The sequence below is a fragment of the Tessaracoccus sp. SD287 genome, assembly GCF_017355265.1.
Taxonomy (GTDB): domain Bacteria; phylum Actinomycetota; class Actinomycetes; order Propionibacteriales; family Propionibacteriaceae; genus Aestuariimicrobium.
This window is the reverse complement of the sequence record NZ_JADIJQ010000031.1, coordinates 1-16,315: the sequence shown is the minus strand read 5'-3', so window position 1 is coordinate 16,315 and position 16,315 is coordinate 1. Positions and strand designations below refer to the sequence as shown.

The 16,315-nt window shown below is 66.1% G+C and carries 18 protein-coding genes; 6 read left to right on the top strand and 12 right to left on the bottom strand.

Going from position 1 to position 16,315, the window contains the following annotated elements:
• The first annotated feature begins 39 nt into the window (after positions 1-39).
• The 6 genes from IPV09_RS11600 (at position 40) to pntB (ending at position 9,858) form a co-directional block, all read left to right on the top strand.
• Positions 40-1,869, top strand: coding sequence for an ABC transporter family substrate-binding protein (locus IPV09_RS11600; protein WP_207475415.1), 1,830 nt, complete (start codon positions 40-42; stop codon positions 1,867-1,869).
• A gap of 296 nt (positions 1,870-2,165) precedes the next feature.
• On the top strand, positions 2,166-3,731 hold the full coding sequence (locus IPV09_RS11595) for an ABC transporter permease (protein WP_207475414.1): 1,566 nt from the start codon (positions 2,166-2,168) through the stop codon (positions 3,729-3,731).
• A complete protein-coding gene (locus tag IPV09_RS11590; protein ID WP_207475413.1) occupies positions 3,728-4,969 on the top strand; it encodes an ABC transporter permease in 1,242 nt (413 codons plus the stop codon). The genes IPV09_RS11595 and IPV09_RS11590 overlap by 4 nt, the downstream gene beginning before the upstream one ends.
• A complete protein-coding gene (locus tag IPV09_RS11585; RefSeq protein WP_207475412.1) occupies positions 4,969-6,768 on the top strand; it encodes an ABC transporter ATP-binding protein in 1,800 nt (599 codons plus the stop codon). The genes IPV09_RS11590 and IPV09_RS11585 overlap by 1 nt, the downstream gene beginning before the upstream one ends.
• Positions 6,769-6,918: 150 nt before the next feature.
• A complete protein-coding gene (locus tag IPV09_RS11580; protein ID WP_207475411.1) occupies positions 6,919-8,469 on the top strand; it encodes a Re/Si-specific NAD(P)(+) transhydrogenase subunit alpha in 1,551 nt (516 codons plus the stop codon).
• A 3-nt stretch (positions 8,470-8,472) separates the two neighbouring features.
• Positions 8,473-9,858: a Re/Si-specific NAD(P)(+) transhydrogenase subunit beta gene (gene pntB / locus IPV09_RS11575; protein ID WP_207475410.1), complete on the top strand. Its 1,386-nt coding sequence runs from the start codon at positions 8,473-8,475 to the stop codon at positions 9,856-9,858.
• A gap of 12 nt (positions 9,859-9,870) precedes the next feature.
• Here pntB and IPV09_RS11570 read toward each other — a convergent pair whose 3' ends face one another.
• From IPV09_RS11570 to IPV09_RS11515, 12 genes are all read right to left on the bottom strand, one after another.
• A complete protein-coding gene (locus IPV09_RS11570; protein ID WP_207475409.1) occupies positions 9,871-10,599 on the bottom strand; it encodes a lysoplasmalogenase family protein in 729 nt (242 codons plus the stop codon).
• 225 nt (positions 10,600-10,824) lie between these two features.
• A complete protein-coding gene (gene rplO / locus IPV09_RS11565; protein ID WP_207475408.1) occupies positions 10,825-11,280 on the bottom strand; it encodes a 50S ribosomal protein L15 in 456 nt (151 codons plus the stop codon).
• 1 nt (position 11,281) lies between these two features.
• Positions 11,282-11,464: a 50S ribosomal protein L30 gene (gene rpmD / locus IPV09_RS11560; protein WP_207475407.1), complete on the bottom strand. Its 183-nt coding sequence runs from the start codon at positions 11,462-11,464 to the stop codon at positions 11,282-11,284.
• Positions 11,464-12,066, bottom strand: a complete 603-nt coding sequence (gene rpsE, locus IPV09_RS11555; protein WP_207475406.1) for a 30S ribosomal protein S5 — start codon at positions 12,064-12,066, stop codon at positions 11,464-11,466. Before rpsE ends, rpmD begins: the two co-directional genes overlap by 1 nt.
• 25 nt (positions 12,067-12,091) lie before the next feature.
• A complete protein-coding gene (gene rplR, locus IPV09_RS11550) occupies positions 12,092-12,475 on the bottom strand; it encodes a 50S ribosomal protein L18 (RefSeq protein ID WP_207475405.1) in 384 nt (127 codons plus the stop codon).
• 2 nt (positions 12,476-12,477) lie between these two features.
• A complete protein-coding gene (rplF, locus tag IPV09_RS11545; protein WP_207475404.1) occupies positions 12,478-13,020 on the bottom strand; it encodes a 50S ribosomal protein L6 in 543 nt (180 codons plus the stop codon).
• Positions 13,021-13,043: 23 nt separating this feature from the next.
• A complete protein-coding gene (gene rpsH, locus IPV09_RS11540) occupies positions 13,044-13,451 on the bottom strand; it encodes a 30S ribosomal protein S8 (protein ID WP_207475403.1) in 408 nt (135 codons plus the stop codon).
• Positions 13,452-13,607: 156 nt separating this feature from the next.
• On the bottom strand, positions 13,608-13,793 hold the full coding sequence (locus IPV09_RS11535; protein WP_207475402.1) for a type Z 30S ribosomal protein S14: 186 nt from the start codon (positions 13,791-13,793) through the stop codon (positions 13,608-13,610).
• Between the two features lie 14 nt (positions 13,794-13,807).
• Positions 13,808-14,464: a 50S ribosomal protein L5 gene (gene rplE, locus IPV09_RS11530; protein ID WP_370590304.1), complete on the bottom strand. Its 657-nt coding sequence runs from the start codon at positions 14,462-14,464 to the stop codon at positions 13,808-13,810.
• Between the two features lie 8 nt (positions 14,465-14,472).
• Entirely contained in the window at positions 14,473-14,880 is a 408-nt protein-coding gene (gene rplX, locus IPV09_RS11525; RefSeq protein ID WP_207475401.1) for a 50S ribosomal protein L24, read from the bottom strand.
• Position 14,881: 1 nt separating this feature from the next.
• Positions 14,882-15,250, bottom strand: a complete 369-nt coding sequence (gene rplN, locus IPV09_RS11520) for a 50S ribosomal protein L14 (protein WP_207475400.1) — start codon at positions 15,248-15,250, stop codon at positions 14,882-14,884.
• A 346-nt stretch (positions 15,251-15,596) separates the two neighbouring features.
• Positions 15,597-16,315 (bottom strand): VCBS repeat-containing protein (locus IPV09_RS11515; RefSeq protein ID WP_207475399.1); only part of this gene is annotated, 719 nt, incomplete at its 5' end.

Here is a 16,315-nt window from a genome sequence, read left to right as displayed (position 1 = left end):
ATCCGCAACGTCCGCGGTGTCCATGCCTTTGGAGGAACATTGGGCAAGAAGCTCATGGGGGTTGCCGCGCTCTTCGTGGCCGGTTCGCTGGCTCTGAGTGCCTGCAGCACCCCTCAACAAGATGACCCTGGCAGCACCACCTCGCAGAGCCGCTCCGGCGGAGCCGTCTCGGTGATGTGGAACCAGCCGCTGTACTCGCTGAACAGCAACACCTCGTTCGGCAATGCGACGGCCAACGCCAACATCGTCTACATGATGAACGATTCGTTCAGCTACTACGACAAGGACCTGAACCTCGTCAAGAACGAGTCCTTCGGCAAGTACGAGAAGGTCTCCGATGACCCCCTGACCATCAAGTTGACCCTGGCGGACACCGCCAAGTGGTCGGATGGCACCCCGGTCACCGCCGCCGACATGGTGCTCAACTACGGTGCCCTCTCGGGCCTGTACAACACCGTCAAGGATCCCGCCGGCCTGCAGAACGAGGACGGCACCCTCAAGAAGAGCGAAGGCAGCAATGTCTACTTCGACTCCTCGAGCCCCAGCCTCGCCCTGATCACCGAGTTCCCGGAGGTCGGCGACGACGGCAAGTCGATCACCTACAAGTACTCCAAGCCCTACGCGGACTGGGAGAAGGCCCTGATCGGTGTCGGACTGCCGGCGCACGTCCTGGCTGCCCGCGCCCTGGGTGAGACCGACGCCACCGCCGGCGCCCAGAAGGTCCTGGACGCGTTCAAGAACAAGGACAACGCGTCGCTCGCCAAGCTGGCCAACTCGTGGAACTCCGACTGGAACTTCGTCACCATGCCTTCGGAGGCCGACAAGAACCTGCTGGTCCACAGCGGCCCCATGACGATCACCGAGTTCGTCGAGAACTCCCACGTGCAGCTGAAGGTCGACGAGGCCTACGGCGGTGCGAACAAGCCCAAGGTCGACACGATCACCGTGCGGTACAACGAGGATCCGACCGCTGCTGTCTCGGCGTTGAAGAACAAGGAGGTCCAGCTGATCAGCCCCCAGTCGACCGCTGACATCCTGAAGTCACTGGAGGGCGTTGCCGGTGTCACCACCGAGACCGGCTACGAAGGCACCTACGAGCACGTCGACCTGACCTTCAACAACAACGGTCCGTTCGACCCCGCCACCTACGGCGGCGACAAGGAGAAGGCCCGCAAGGTTCGTCAGGCGTTCCTGTTGACCATCCCCCGCCAGGAGATCGTCGACAAGATCATCAAGCCGCTGATGCCCGAGGCCGAGGTGCGCAACTCGTTCATCAACCTGCCCGGTTCGCCCAACTACGACGACACCGTCGCCCAGAGCGGCCAGAAGGACGTCTACGGCACCGTCGACGTCGACAAGGCCAAGCAGCTGCTGACCGAGGCTGGTGCCACGGCACCCAGCGTGCGCATCATCTACGGCAAGGGCAACGCCCGCCGCGAGGCGCAGTTCGCCCTGATCAAGGCGTCGGCCGAGAAGGCCGGCTTCAAGATCGTCGACAACGGCAACCCGCAGTGGGGTCAGAAGCTCGGCGACAAGACCTACGACGCCTCGCTGTTCGGCTGGCAGTCGACCAGCACCGCGGTCGCCGAGTCGCAGGCCAACTACATCACCAACGGCCAGAACAACTACGGCGGTTACTCCAACCCCGAGGTGGACAAGCTGTACGACGAGCTGCTGATCGAGACCGACCCGCAGCGCCAGAAGGAAATCACCATCGAGATCGAGAAGCTCCTCGTCAACGATGCCTTCGGTGTCACCATCTTCCAGTTCCCCGGCGTCATGGCCTACGACCAGTCGCTGAAGAACGTCAGCAAGATGACCATCTCGCCGACCATCTTCTGGAACTTCTGGGAATGGGAAGTTGCCTGACCCTGATCACTGACGACTCGTCGTCGCGTTGATCCCTGCAGTGGGGCGGCCGGGTAACCGGTCGCCCCACTTCTCTGCTTCAAGGGCCCCGTCCGCGGGACCCGAACTGCCTTGACAATTGCGCGAAGGTGCGCGGTCGTTGCCAAGCCGTGACCGCAATGGTGTGCTCGCGTCGCTACAGTGGGGCAGAATCTTCATCCGTCTGGACGACGACCCCGGTGGCTGCGCATCCGTGCCCGCCGCTGTCGTCCCCACCGTCCACGCCCCCTGGGGCGTTCTCCTAGTCGAAGGTGCGCATGATTCGCTTCCTGCTGCGGCGCTTGGCCATGGCCATTGGGATCTTGTTCGTGATCTCGTTCGTTGCCTATGGCCTGCTGGCCCTCGCGCTCGACCCCATGTCGGACCTGCGCGAGTCCACCGCCCTGAACAAAGAACAGCTGATCCAGCGCCGCATCGACATGTTGCAGCTCGACGAGCACTGGACGGTGCGCTACTGGGACTGGCTGACCAGCATCCTGCTGCACTGGGACCTGGGTGATGCCTGGAAGACTGGCCAGAAGGTCAATGACATGCTCGGCCCCGCCATGATGACCTCGGTCCAACTGGTGGCGACCGCGACCTTCTTGGCGCTCGTCGTGGGTGTGGTCGTCGGTGTCGTCTCGGCCCTGCGCCAGTACACCAGCTTCGACTACTCGATCACCCTGGTCTCGTTCGTCCTCTACGCCCTGCCGGTGTTCTGGGTGGCGGTGCTGCTGAAGGAGTACCTGGCCATCGGCCTCAACGACTACCTGGCCGACCCCGTCCCCAACTGGCCGCTGCTGGTCGGCCTGGGCGTGGTCGCGGGCCTGTTCTGGGCCGGGGCACTGGGTGGCAACCTGAAACGGCAGTTGGTCACCTTTGCGTCTGCCTTCGTGCTCACCTTCGGCCTGCTGGCACTGGCCATCGTGACGGGCTGGATCAGCGAACCCATGCTCGGCATCATTGGCGTCGGTCTGGCCGGGGTCGGCATCGCCTACTGCGTCACCCTGGTCAGCGCCGGGCTGAAGAACCGCCGCGCGCTGTACTCGTCGCTGACGATGGTGGCCATCGGGCTGGCCCTGTACTACCCGCTGCAGTACCTCTTCTACTACTGGGCCGACGTGTGGCGCCACGACTTCTTCCTGGGCCTGTCCCAGGGGACGGCCACCCTGATCGGTTTGCTGCTGCTCACCATTGCGCTGGGCTGCGTGGTCGGCTGGCTGTTCGCCGGCGACGACCGTGGCGTCTCGATGCGCGGTGCCGCACTCACCGGCGCCCTGATCGCTGCGGTGATCTACGTCGACCAGTTGCTGCAGAACTGGGACAACTACTTCGGCAACAGCTTCATCCGCGGCCGTCCGATCGCCACCATTGGTTCCCGCACGCCCGGCTTCGACGAGAACTACTGGATGGTCACCCTGGACCGTGCCACCCACCTGCTGCTGCCCACCATGGCGCTGGTGCTGATCAGCTTCGCGGGCTACGTCCGCTACGAGCGGGGAGCGACCCTGGAGGTGCTGTCCCAGGACTACATCCGCACGGCGCGCTCCAAGGGCCTGTCGGAACGGGTGGTGGTGGTGCGCCACGCCCTGCGCAATGCGCTGATGCCCCTGGCCTCGATCATCCCCGTCGACATCGTGAGTCTGCTCGGTGGTGCCGTCATCACCGAGACCATCTTCGGCTGGTCGGGCATGGGCAAGTTCTTCATCGACAGCCTCGGCAGCGACCAGATAGATCCAGTGATGATCTACATCCTCTTCACGGGCGCACTAGCGATGCTGGCCAACCTGTTGGCTGACCTGCTCTATGGCCTCCTCGATCCTCGAATCCGGGTGAACGCATGAACGACAAGCAGAACTACGACGGCCAGGACGAACTCGACCGGCTCGCCGAGACCCGCGGCCACCCGGGCGACTCCTCCCCCGCCGGGGAGACCTTCATCGGCGACGAGGGTCCGCTGGAAGGACTGGACGAGAACTCCCACGCCTCGGCCCACGGCCGCGGCGAGGGCGTCGGCGAGTTGAAGGAGACCCAGGGCCTGTCCCAGGGACAGATCGTGTGGGGACGGTTCCGCCGCCACCTGGGCGCCATTGCGGGCTGCATCACGTTTGCGCTGATCGCCCTGGTCAGCATCCTGTCCATGGGTCTGGGCCCGGTCAACGGGCTCTACCACAACCAGGACCCCAATGCGATCTTCGACGTCCAGAACGGGGGCTCGCCGACCATGCAGTTCCCCGCCTGGCTCGGCGGCTCCTCCGGCGCCTGGTTCACCTTCGGCCAGTTCCCCTTCGGCCAGAACGAGATCGGCTACGACAACTACGCCCAGGTCATGGAGGGCGTCCAGACCTCGCTGATGGTGATGGTGGTGATGGGCACCATCGTGCTGCTCGTCGGCGTCACCGTCGGCGCCCTGGCCGGCTACTACCGCGGCTGGGTCGACCAGGTGCTGATGCGCCTGACTGACACCGTGATCACCCTGCCGGTGATCGTCGTCGGTGCCGTGCTCGGCAAGCTGGTCTACACCCTGCCCTCCAAGCTCAACATGTCGCCGCGGGTCGACGAGTTCATCCGCGTCTGGATGCCGGTCGAACTCGCCATTGCCCTGGGCCTGATCCTGTGGCCGAGCATGGCCCGACTGCTGCGCGCGGAGTTCCTGTCGCTGCGTGAACGTGAGTTCGTGGACTCGGCGCGGGTCGCCGGGGCCAGCAACTTCCGGATCATCACCAAGCACATCCTGCCCAACGCCATGGGCATCATCATCGTCAACATCACCCTGCTGATGTCGACCGCCGTGGTCCTCGAGACGGCCCTGTCATACCTGGGCTTCGGCATCGTCAGCCCCGACGTCTCGCTGGGTCGCCTGATCTCGGCCAACCAGGGCGCGTTCAGCACCCGTCCGTGGCTGTTCTGGTGGCCCGGCATGTTCATCATCCTGATCGCGCTCAGCATCAACTTCATCGGTGACGGCCTGCGCGACGCCTTCGACCCGCGCACCAAGCGCATTCCTTCGCAGAGCAAGATGGACAAGGCTTTCGCCAGCAAGGCCGCCGCCGCTGCCACCACCTCGAATGGGGCCAACTGATGACTGAATCCTTTGAGAGCACCAGCGCCGACTTCGCCTCCGAGCAGAAGTCCACGGCGATCGAGGTGCTCACCGACAAGTCGGTCAAGCCCGGCGAGGTGATCCTCGAGGTCAGGGACCTCAGCGTCAACTTCTGGGTCAACGACGACTGGTTCACCGCTGCCGACAAGCTGAACTACGACGTCAGGGCCGGCGAGGTGTTGGCCATCGTGGGCGAGTCCGGTTCGGGCAAGACCCAGTCGTCAATGTCGCTGGTCGGGCTGCTTCCGCCCAATGGGCGGGCGTCGGGTTCGGCGAAGATGCGCGGCACCGAGCTGGTGGGGCTGACCGGGCCACGGCTGCGGGACATCCGCGGCAAGGAGATCGCGGTCATCTTCCAGGAGCCGATGACGGCGTTGAACCCGCTGTACACGGTCGGCTTCCAGATCATGGAGACGATTCGCAACCACTTCGTGATCAGCCCCCATGACGCCAAGGCGCGCGCCCTGGAGCTGATGCGCCTGGTCGAGATCCCCGAGCCCGAGGTCCGCTTCAACTCCTACCCGCACCAGCTCTCGGGTGGCCAGCGCCAGCGCATCATGATCGCCCAGGCGCTGTCCTGCGAGCCGGCGCTGCTGATCGCCGACGAGCCGACCACCGCCCTGGACGTGACGGTGCAGGCCGAGATCCTGAAGCTGATGCGCGAACTGCGCCACCGCGTCGATGCCGGCATCATCCTGATCACCCACGACATGGGTGTGGTCGCCGACATGGCCGACAACATCATCGTGATGAAGGACGGGGTGGTCGTCGAGCACGGCACCAGCCGCGAGATCTTCGGGTCACCGAAGCATCCCTACACCCAGCAGCTGCTGGCAGCCGTTCCCCACCTGGGCAGTTCCACCGAGAGCCACGACCACACCCGGGTGACCACCCTGGTGGCCGCCGAGGGCGAGTCGGTCACGATGGCGCCGGGCCCCGACGACGTCACCCCGGCGTTGCTGTTCACCAATGCGGCCATCGAGTACCCCAAGCAGGGCCGGCGTCCCGCTTTCCGCGCCGCCAAGGACATCAACCTGCGGGTCGATCCCGGCGAGGTCGTGGGCCTGGTGGGTGAGTCCGGTTCGGGCAAGACCACCATTGGACGCGCCGCGGTGGCGCTGCTCCCGATCGTCGAGGGCACCCTGGCGGTCAACGGGCGCGAGATCACCCATGCCAAGCACAAGGAGCTGTTCCCCTTCCGCCGGGAGGTGGGCATCGTCTTCCAGGACCCGGGCTCGTCACTGAACCCGCGTCTGCCCGTCGGTGAGTCGATCGGCGAGCCGCTGTTCCTGCACGAGAAGCTGCGCGGCAAGGAGCTGTCGGGCCGGGTCGAGACCCTGCTGGACAGCGTGGAACTGCCCCGCTCGATGCGCAACCGTTACCCGCACGAACTGTCGGGCGGCCAGCGCCAGCGCATCGGCATCGCCCGTTCGCTGGCCCTGCAGCCGAAGCTGTTGATCGCCGACGAGCCGACCTCGGCCCTGGACGTGTCGGTGCAGGCCAATGTGCTCAAGCTCTTCCAGAACCTGCAGCAGGAATACGGCTTCGCCTGCCTGTTCATCAGCCACGACCTGGCGGTCGTGGAGATGCTCAGCACCCGCATCGCCGTGATGAGGCATGGTCACCTGGTCGAGATCGGCCCCACCGCCGAGATCGTGAACAACCCGCAGCACGAGTACACCAAGCGGCTCATCGCCGCCGTGCCGGTGCCCAACCCCGACGAGCAGAAGCTGCGCCGCGAACTGCGCGACGCCATGCTGGCCAACGTCGTCAGCTGATCCAGCGATCCGCACCCCACCGGCCCGGAGGTCCTTCCTCCGGGCCGGTGTCGCTCATTCTTGGGGGGTCGGGCGTGCGCGTCGCCGCTGGTGGCTAAGGTCACAAGCGAACGTGGGACCACAGAGCCCCACCGCCGAAGGAGGAACCCTGTGCTGATCGGCATCCCGCTGGAGTCCAGGCCGACCCAGACCCGGGTGGCTGCGACCCCCACCACCACCGCCCAGCTGCTCAGACTCGGCTACCAGGTGGTGGTGCAGTCAGGGGCTGGGGCCAGGTCCTACTTCCCCGACGACGCCTACCGCGAGGCGGGTGCAGAGATCGGCACCCCGGAGCAGGCGTGGGGCGCCGACATCGTGTTCACCTGTGACCCGCCCAGCGCCGACGAACTGGCGCTGGTGCGTCCCGGGGCCCTGCTGGTCTCGATGCTGGACCCGGCTGGCCACCCCGCCATGCTCGAGGGCCTCGCCGAGCGCGGCATCACCGCCATGAGCCTGGACGCGGTCCCCCGCATCTCACGTGCGCAGGCACTGGACGTGCTGAGCTCGATGGCCAACATCGCCGGCTACCGCGCCGTCGTCGAGGCCGCTGACGAGTTCGGCGGCGTCTTCAACGGGCAGGTCACCGCAGCCGGCAAGATGCCCCCCGCGAAGGTGTTCGTGGCCGGCGCCGGGGTGGCCGGTCTGGCGGCGATCGGCACCGCCGGCGCGCTGGGCGCCCAGGTGCGCGCCTTCGACGTGCGCCCCGAGGTCGGCGAGCAGATCCAGTCGATGGGCGCCGACTTCGTCGAGGTGGCAGCCGTCGACCAGCAGGTGTCGACCGACGGGTACGCGAAGCAGATGTCGGCCGACCAGGCCGCCCTGGCGGCGCAGATGTACGCTGCTGAGTCAGCCAACGCCGACGTGGTCATCACCACCGCACAGATCCGGGGACAGGCGGCCCCGATCCTGCTGACCCGGCAGATGATCGCCGCCATGAAGCCCGGCAGCGTCATCATTGACATGGCCGCTGCCACCGGCGGCAACACCGAACTGACCGTCCCGGACGAACGGGTGGTCACCGACAACGGTGTCACCATCGTCGGGTGGACCGACCTGGCCGGGCGACTGCCCCGCCAGGCCTCGCAACTGTTCGGCACCAACCTGGTCAACCTGATGAAGCTGATCACCCCCGGCAAGGACGGCACCCCCGTGCTCGACTTCGCCGACGAGGTCGTCCGCGCCATGACCGTGGCCCATGAGGGCACCGTCCTGTGGCCACCCCCACCGGTGAAGGTGTCGGCTGCCCCGCTGCCCACCCCGCACGAGATCGCGCCCGCCCCGGTCAAGGAGGCCGACCCGGCCGAGGTGGCCCGCTACCGAGCGCGTCGCACCCTGTTCGGGACCGCCCTGGGCATGGTGGTCTTCGGCGTGCTGGGTTCCCTGATGCCGGTCGGACTGCTGACCCACTTCATGGTGCTGATGCTGGCCGTGGTCGTTGGCTTCTACGTGATCAGCAACGTCAGCCACGCCCTGCACACCCCGCTGATGGCCGAGACCAATGCCATCAGCGCCATCATCATGGTGGGCGCCATCCTGCAGGTCGGCTCGTCCAACCTGGCGGTCACGATGCTGGCCGTGCTGGCGATCCTGGTCGCCTCCATCAACGTTGCCGGTGGCTTCCTGGTCACCCGCAAGATGCTCGCCATGTTCCGGAAGGGCTGAGGCATGACCGCCCAATCAATGATCCAGACGGCCTACATCCTCTCGGGACTGCTGTTCATCCTCGCCCTGGCCGGGTTGTCCAGGCACGAATCGGCCAAGCTCGGCAACTGGTTCGGCATGACGGGCATGACGCTGGCCGGTGCCGCCACCTTCTTCTACGCCATCGACCATTCCGAGCGTGGCGCCCTGGCCACCACGGCGCTGCTGGTGGTGCCCCTGCTGATCGGCTCGGCCATCGGGCTGTGGCTCGCGAACAAGGTCGAGATGACCGGCATGCCGCAACTGATCGCCATGCTCCACTCCTTCGTGGGCGTCGCTGCCGTCGCCGTCGGCATTGCCTCCTACCTGGACACCGAGCACAACAGTGTCGCCCACCTGATCGAGGTCGCCGTCGGCGTGCTGATCGGCGCCTACACGTTCACTGGCTCGGTGGTGGCCTTCGGCAAGCTGAGCGGCAAGATGTCATCGCGACCGCTGATGCTGCCCCACCGCAACCTGATCAACCTGGCGATGCTCCTGGCCGCCATCGGCGCCACGGTGTGGTTCACCCTTGACCCGACCATCTGGGCGCTGCTGATCATCACGGCGCTGGGTCTGGCGCTGGGCTACCACATGGTCGCCAGCATTGGCGGCGGGGACATGCCCGTGGTGGTCTCGATGCTGAACTCCTATTCCGGGTGGGCCGCCGCAGCAGCCGGCTTCATGCTGGGCAACAACCTGCTCATCGTGACCGGCGCACTGGTCGGCTCCTCGGGTGCCATCCTGTCCTACATCATGTGCCGGGCCATGAACCGTTCGTTCGTCTCGGTCATCCTAGGCGGCTTCGGGGAGGGCACCAGCGGCACTGGCGAGGCCCGTGACTACGGCGAGCACCGCGAGGTCAAGGCCGACGAGGTGGCCCGCATGCTCGAGGCGGCCAGCACCGTGGTGATCACCCCCGGATACGGCATGGCAGTGGCCCAGGCGCAGTACCCGGTGGCCGACCTCGCCCGTCGCCTGCGCGAGGCCGGCAAGAACGTCCGCTTCGGCATCCATCCGGTGGCCGGACGTCTGCCGGGGCACATGAACGTGCTGCTGGCCGAGGCCCGGGTGCCCTACGACATCGTGCTCGAGATGGACGAGATCAACGACGACCTGACCCGCACCGACGTGGTGCTGGTGATCGGCGCCAATGACACCGTGAACCCGGCGGCCCTCGACGAACCGGACTCCCCCATCGCCGGGATGCCGGTCATCGAGGTGTGGAAGGCCCACCAGGTCATCGTCTTCAAGCGGTCGATGAACCCCGGCTACGCCGGCGTCCAGAACCCGCTGTTCTTCAAGGAGAACACCTCGATGCTGTTCGGGGATGCCAAGGCCCAGGTGCAGGAGATCATCGCGGCGCTGTGACCCCGACCCCGTTCAGGGGCGGGTGGCACGCACGGCGCGGCGGTCCTGGGCGACCAGCCCGACGGCCAGCAGCAACAGCGCGGCCCCGTAGAAGGCCATGGCCGAACTGGACGTCGGGACGTTGTCGTCGACCACCCCCAAGATCTTCAGGGCCAGGATGGAGTCGCTGATGATGAAGGCGATGGCCCCCAGCAGGGCCACGGGGTGCACGGAGGCCGTGACGGCCATCAGCACCAGCAGCACCGCGTACAGCGCCACCGGCCCCAGCAGGTCCCGCTGGACACCCGGCGCAACGGCCAGGTAGCCCAGCAGGGCCACCGCATAGACGGACAGCACCACGGCGACCCGGGCGGTGCGGGGCGAGCGCCAGTCGACCCAGCCCCAGAAGGCGGCGACCAGCAGCAGTTGGCCCGCGGCGAAGGCGGCGATCAGCGCCAGGTCAGTGGTCGGCTGCTCGATGAAACGTGGCACCAGGTCGCCCGAGAAGCAGCCGAGCATGCCCAGCCCGCCCAGCACCTGGGTGAGGCCCCGGGTGAACACCACCACCACCAGGGTCGCCGTCGCCGACATGGTCAGCTGCCCCACGGCCGCCAGCCACGGCGAGCCCCCCACGATCCCCCACTGGTTCAGCCCGATGGCCACCACCAGGACGGCGCAGAGCACCAGCAGGGGCGTCCTGGACGCAGCGGTGGCCTGGAGGGGGGTCCTGGGTGCCTCGGTGGCCTGCAGAGGGGTGGTCACAGGACTGTGTCTACCAGTTCGGGTGGCCCCCGGACGACACCGGCACGGCCGCGGATGGCGGCAGGCGGCCAGGACGGTCGATCCCACAGCTGCAGCGGTGGGAAGCAGCTGCACGCGTTCAAGCGCTGCAGGAGCGCCCAGCTGTTGCAGGTGCTGGCCTGACCGGGAACGGCGAACGGCCCGCCCCCACCAGGGGGCCGGGCCGTTCACGGGTTCAGTGCAGCGTCACTCGGAGTCGGCGGCGGGCTCGTTGACCGTGCCCCCGGCTGCCTCGATCTTCTGCTTGGCCGAGGCCGAGAAGGCATCAGCGCTGACGGTCAGTGCGACCGTCAGGTCGCCGGTGCCCAGCACCTTGACCAGGTGGCCCTTGCGGACCGCACCGGCCTGGACCATGTCCTCAGCGGTGATCTCGCCACCGTTGGGGAACAGTTCGGCCAGCTTGCCGACGTTCACGGTCTGGTACTCGACCCGGAACGGGTTCTTGAAACCACGAAGCTTGGGCAGACGCATGTGCAGCGGCATCTGACCGCCCTCGAAGTTCTCGGGGACGTTCTTGCGGGCACCGGTTCCCTTGGTGCCGCGGCCCGCGGTCTTGCCCTTGGAGGCCTCACCGCGACCCACGCGGGTCTTCGCGGTCTTGGCGCCGGGGGCAGGACGCAGGTGATGGAGCTTCAGCGCCATGTCATTCCACCTCTTCCAGGGTGACGAGGTGGCGAACGGTCTGGACCATGCCACGAATCTCGGGGCGGTCCTCCTTCACCACGACGTCACCAATGCGCTTGAGACCGAGCGAGCGCAGGGTCTCCTTCTGGTTCTGCTTGAAGCCGGTTCCCGACTTCACCTGGGTCACCTTCAGGCGTGCCATCAGTGCGACACCCCCTCGCGTGCTGCCTTGAGCAGACCGGCCGGGGCGACGTCCTCGACGCGCATGCCACGACGACGAGCCACGTCCTCGGGCTGCTCGAGACCCTTCAGCGCAGCAACGGTGGCGTGAACCACGTTGATGGCATTGGGCGACCCGAGCGACTTCGACAGCACGTCGTGGACGCCAGCGCACTCAAGCACTGCGCGCACGGCGCCGCCGGCGATGACACCGGTACCGGGGCTGGCCGGACGCAGCAGCACCACGCCGGCAGCCTTCTCACCCTGGACCGGGTGCGGAATCGTCTTCTGGATCAGGGGCACGCGGAAGAAGTTCTTCTTGGCCTCTTCGACGCCCTTGGAGATGGCCGCGGGAACTTCCTTGGCCTTTCCGTAGCCGACACCCACGGTGCCTTCGCCGTCGCCCACGACCACGAGGGCCGTGAAGCTGAACCGGCGACCACCCTGCACGACCTTGGCCACACGGTTGATGGCCACGACCCGCTCGATGTACTGGTCCTTGGCTTCCTTCTGCGCCTGGCCACGACGGTCATCACGGCCGCGACGCTCACCTGCACCGCCACCGCGGCGCTGGGTTTCACTCATCGCTTCTTACCTTTCGTCGTGTTGCTCAGAAGTCCAGACCGGCTTCGCGGGCTGCAGCAGCCAGTGAAGCGATCCGACCGTGGTACTTGTTGCCGGCACGGTCGAAGACGACCGTCTGGATGCCAGCAGCCTGGGCGCGGTCAGCGACGAGCTTGCCGACGGCCGCAGCCTTGTCGGACTTGTCGCCCTGGGCCGAACGAACGTCCGCCTCCATGGTGGACGCACTTGCCAGCGTGACGCCAGCCACGTCGTCGATGACCTGAACGAACAGGTGCCGCGACGAGCGGGTGACGACCAGGCGCGGACGCTCGGGTGACCCGGCGATGCGCTTGCGACCACGGGCCTGACGGCGGTTGCGCGAGGCAGTCTTGCCTGCCAACGACTTCTTGTATCCCAAAGAACTCGCCATGGTCACTTACCAGCCTTTCCAACCTTGCGACGGACGTGTTCGCCGGCGTAGCGGACACCCTTGCCCTTGTACGGCTCGGGCTTGCGGAGCTTGCGGATGTTGGCGGCAACTTCGCCCACAGCCTGCTTGTCGATGCCCTGCACCGAGAACTTGGTCGGGGTCTCCACCACGAAGGTGATGCCCTCGGGGGCATTCACCACCACGGGGTGGCTGAACCCGAGCGCGAACTCGAGGTTGGTCGGGCCCTTGGCTGCCACGCGGTAGCCGACGCCGACGATCTCGAGCTTCTTCTCGTAGCCCTCGGTCACGCCGGTCACCATGTTGGCGACCAGGGTGCGGGTCAGGCCGTGGAGCGCGCGGCTCTGGCGTTCGTCGTTGGGACGGGCGACCTCGATCTGGCCGTCGTCATTCTGGGCCACCGTGATGGGGGCCGGCACCACGTGAGTGAGTTCGCCCTTGGGGCCCTTAACCGCGACGTTGCTGCCATCAATCTTCACCTCGACACCGGACGGAACGGTGATCGGGAGCTTGCCAATTCGTGACATTGCTGTCCTCCTCTACCTTCTCGTCACCACACGTAGGCGAGCACTTCGCCGCCAACGCTTTTCTCGTGAGCCTGCTTGTCAGTGAGCAGACCCTGCGAGGTGGAAATGATTGCGATGCCCAGGCCACCAAGGACCTTGGGAAGGCCAGTCGACTTCGCGTACACGCGCAGTCCCGGCTTGCTGATGCGGCGAACGCCGGCGATTGCGCGCTGGCGGGTGTCTCCGTACTTGAGCGTGATCGACAAGGTCTTGCCGACCTCGCCCTCGGTGGGCTCGACGACCTCGTAGCTCGAGATGTAACCCTCGGACTTGAGGATTTCGGCGATGCCGACCTTGATCTTGGAGTGCGGCATGGTCGTCTGGTCGTGGTACGCCTGGTTGGCGTTCCGCAGACGGGTGAGCATGTCCGCGATGGGATCAGTCATGGTCATGGCTTATTTGCCTCTTTCTCGCAACGGTTTCACGTTCCGGTCCACCGGTAACGGACCCTTTGCGTCAGGGGTGGTGGCCCAGGAAGCCTGGGCCATGGCCGCCCCGAGTGGGGCGACCATTGGTGGAGCCGGTGCTCGCGCACCGACCCCGGTGGATCACCAGGAAGACTTGGTGACGCCCGGCAGCTCACCGCGGTGGGCGAGTTCGCGCAGGCAGATACGGCACAGGCCGAACTTGCGGTAGACCGAGTGGGGTCGTCCGCACTTCTGGCAACGGGTGTAGGCACGCACGCCGAACTTGGGCTTGCGGCTCTGCTTGACCTTGAGAGCAGTCTTGGCCATCGGTTCTCCTCAGCTCACTTCTTCTTCTTGGAGTAGAACGCCTTGCCACGCTTGGGCCCGACCTTCTTGGGATCGTCGACCGCCTTGAACGGGAAGCCGAGGAGCTTCAGCAGCGCCTTGCCCTCTTCGTTGGTCTTGGCCGAGGTCACGAACGTGATGTCCATGCCACGCACGCGGTCAATCTTGTCCTGGTCGATCTCGAGGAACATGACCTGCTCGTTGAGACCAAAGGTGTAGTTGCCGTTGCCGTCGAACTGGTTGCCGTTGAGTCCGCGGAAGTCACGGATGCGGGGCAGGGCCAGGGTCAGCAGGCGGTCGGCGAACTCCCACATGCGGTCACCGCGCAGGGTGACGTGGGCGCCAATCGGCTGCTCCTCGCGCAGCTTGAACTGGGCGATCGACTTGCGGGCCTTGGTGACCTGCGGCTTCTGACCGGTGATGGCGGTCAGGTCGCGCAGGGCGCCGTCCATGATCTTGGAGTCACGGGCAGCCTCGCCGACGCCCATGTTGACCACGATCTTGACCAGACCGGGAATCTGCATGGGGTTGGCGTACTTGAACTGCTCGTTCAGTGCGCCGACGATCTGCTCGCGGTACTTCTTCTTCAGGCGGGGCAGTTCACGCTTCGCCGGGGCCGCGACGGCCTCAGTGGCCTCGGTGGTTTCAGTCACGTCGGTGCTCACTTGTCAGCCTCCTTTGCCTTCGAGTCGGCACCCTTGGCCTCGTCCTTCTTGAGGTAGCGCACCGAACGGGTGGTGGTGTACTCGCTGCCGTCAGGGCGGGTCTTGGTGACCTCTTCGCGCTTGTAGCCGACGCGGGTCACGACCTCCTTGCCGTCAACCTTGGTCACCAGCTGGACGTTGGAGACGTGGATGGGCGCCTCGGAGCTGATGATGCCGCCCTTGACCTGCTGGCCCTGGCCATTGGCGCTGTCCTTGCGGTGACGCTTGACGATGTTCACGCCCTCGACCACCACACGCTGACGCTCGACGTCGACCGAGAGGATCTCGGCGATCTTGCCCTTGTCAGCTTCCTTGCCGCTGATGACCTTGACGCGGTCACCCTTCTTCACGTGGAGCGACTTCATGTCAGATCACCTCCGGCGCGAGCGAGATGATGCGCATGAACTTCTTCTCGCGCAGTTCACGGGCCACAGGCCCGAAGATTCGGGTTCCACGGGGCTCGCCGTCATTCTTGAGGATGACGGCCGCGTTCTCGTCGAACTTGATGTAGGAACCGTCGGCGCGACGGTGCTCCTTGGTGGTGCGGACGATGACGGCCTTGACCACATCGCCCTTCTTGACGTTGCCGCCGGGGATGGCGTCCTTGACCGAACACACGATGGTGTCACCCACGTGCGCGTAGCGGCGTCCGGTTCCACCGAGAACACGAATGCACAAGAGTTCCTTGGCACCAGTGTTGTCGGCGACCTTCACGCGCGACTCCTGCTGGATCATTGCTTCTCCTTGACCTCTCTGGTTCCCTCACGCCCCGTGGGACGAGCGGCCTGGTGAGGCTTGATTTCCGGCCCGCTGGATTTTGCCAGTGGGCACCCGAGATGATGGGCAGGCCGACCGGCCTGCTCTTCGATCAGGGGCGTTGATCACCGAGGAAAGGTCCCCCCGGCACTGATCTGCTTCGCACACAGACCAGTACTGTCCCGAGGGCACAGACTTCGGGCAACCTGAACAGCGTACCCCACGCGACCGCACCGCCCAAACCGGGGCGAGTGGGTGCCGGGCGCCGCGAGAGCGACCCGCCCGCGCGCTGTGGCCGAGCCGCTCTCGACGGTCACACGACGCCTCAGGCCATCAGGCGGATGCCGTTCCAGCCGTAGCCGGCACTCGTGGCCGAACCCCAGCCCCCCGCCCCGTTGGCCAGGTAGCTGTAGAGCCGTCCGACAGCGTTGCGACCCACGAGATCAACGTGGCCGTCGCGGTTGAAGTCACCCGGCGAAAAGGCCAGGGTCCAGCCGGTCCATCCATGACCGGTCTGCTTCTGCGAGACGATGGTGCCGGTGCGGTGGGTGTAATAGGTCCACAGTGCCCCGGTGGTGGTGATTGCGGCCAGGTCGGCGTAGCGGTCACCATTGACGGACCCCACGGCGACCAGATGGGTGATGCCACCCCAGTTCTTGCCGATCACCGACGCACCATGCATGCCGCGCGCCATGGTGAAGGTGTAACGGACCAGGTTCTTGCGGGCGTCGACACCGACGACCTCGTTGGTGCCGTCGCCATTCATGTCCCCGACGACCGAGACCTGGCTGAGCCCGTTCCAGTGTCGACCGACCTTGACGCCGCTGGAGAAACTGCCCCGGCCCTGACCGTAGTAGACGAACAACGTTCCGTCGTTGTGACGGGCAAGCAGGTCGTCGCGGCCGTCGCGGTTGGCATCGGGCAGCAGCCCGATCCAGTTGAACGCCTCCCAGCCGCCACCGACTCGGGTGCTGCTGCCGACCGTGCCGCCGGGGTAGCCGGTGTAGAGGTGCAGGGATCCGGCCTGGTCGACGGCCAGCAGGT

Excerpts from the sequence above, each read along its gene's own strand:
- IPV09_RS11585 (WP_207475412.1), top strand. The coding sequence starts at position 4,969 with ATGACTGAATCCTTTGAGAGCACCAGCGCCGACTTCGCCTCCGAGCAG.
- rpsE (WP_207475406.1), bottom strand. The coding sequence starts at position 12,066 with ATGAGTGAAACCCAGCGCCGCGGTGGCGGTGCAGGTGAGCGTCGCGGC.
- IPV09_RS11595 (WP_207475414.1), top strand. The coding sequence starts at position 2,166 with ATGATTCGCTTCCTGCTGCGGCGCTTGGCCATGGCCATTGGGATCTTG.
- IPV09_RS11535 (WP_207475402.1), bottom strand. The coding sequence starts at position 13,793 with ATGGCCAAGACTGCTCTCAAGGTCAAGCAGAGCCGCAAGCCCAAGTTC.
- rplX (WP_207475401.1), bottom strand. The coding sequence starts at position 14,880 with ATGAAGTCGCTCCACGTGAAGAAGGGTGACCGCGTCAAGGTCATCAGC.
- rplN (WP_207475400.1), bottom strand. The coding sequence starts at position 15,250 with ATGATCCAGCAGGAGTCGCGCGTGAAGGTCGCCGACAACACTGGTGCC.
- pntB (WP_207475410.1), top strand. The coding sequence starts at position 8,473 with ATGACCGCCCAATCAATGATCCAGACGGCCTACATCCTCTCGGGACTG.
- IPV09_RS11590 (WP_207475413.1), top strand. The coding sequence starts at position 3,728 with ATGAACGACAAGCAGAACTACGACGGCCAGGACGAACTCGACCGGCTC.
- rpmD (WP_207475407.1), bottom strand. The coding sequence starts at position 11,464 with ATGGCACGCCTGAAGGTGACCCAGGTGAAGTCGGGAACCGGCTTCAAG.
- rplF (WP_207475404.1), bottom strand. The coding sequence starts at position 13,020 with ATGTCACGAATTGGCAAGCTCCCGATCACCGTTCCGTCCGGTGTCGAG.
- rplO (WP_207475408.1), bottom strand. The coding sequence starts at position 11,280 with ATGGCGCTGAAGCTCCATCACCTGCGTCCTGCCCCCGGCGCCAAGACC.
- rplR (WP_207475405.1), bottom strand. The coding sequence starts at position 12,475 with ATGGCGAGTTCTTTGGGATACAAGAAGTCGTTGGCAGGCAAGACTGCC.
- rpsH (WP_207475403.1), bottom strand. The coding sequence starts at position 13,451 with ATGACCATGACTGATCCCATCGCGGACATGCTCACCCGTCTGCGGAAC.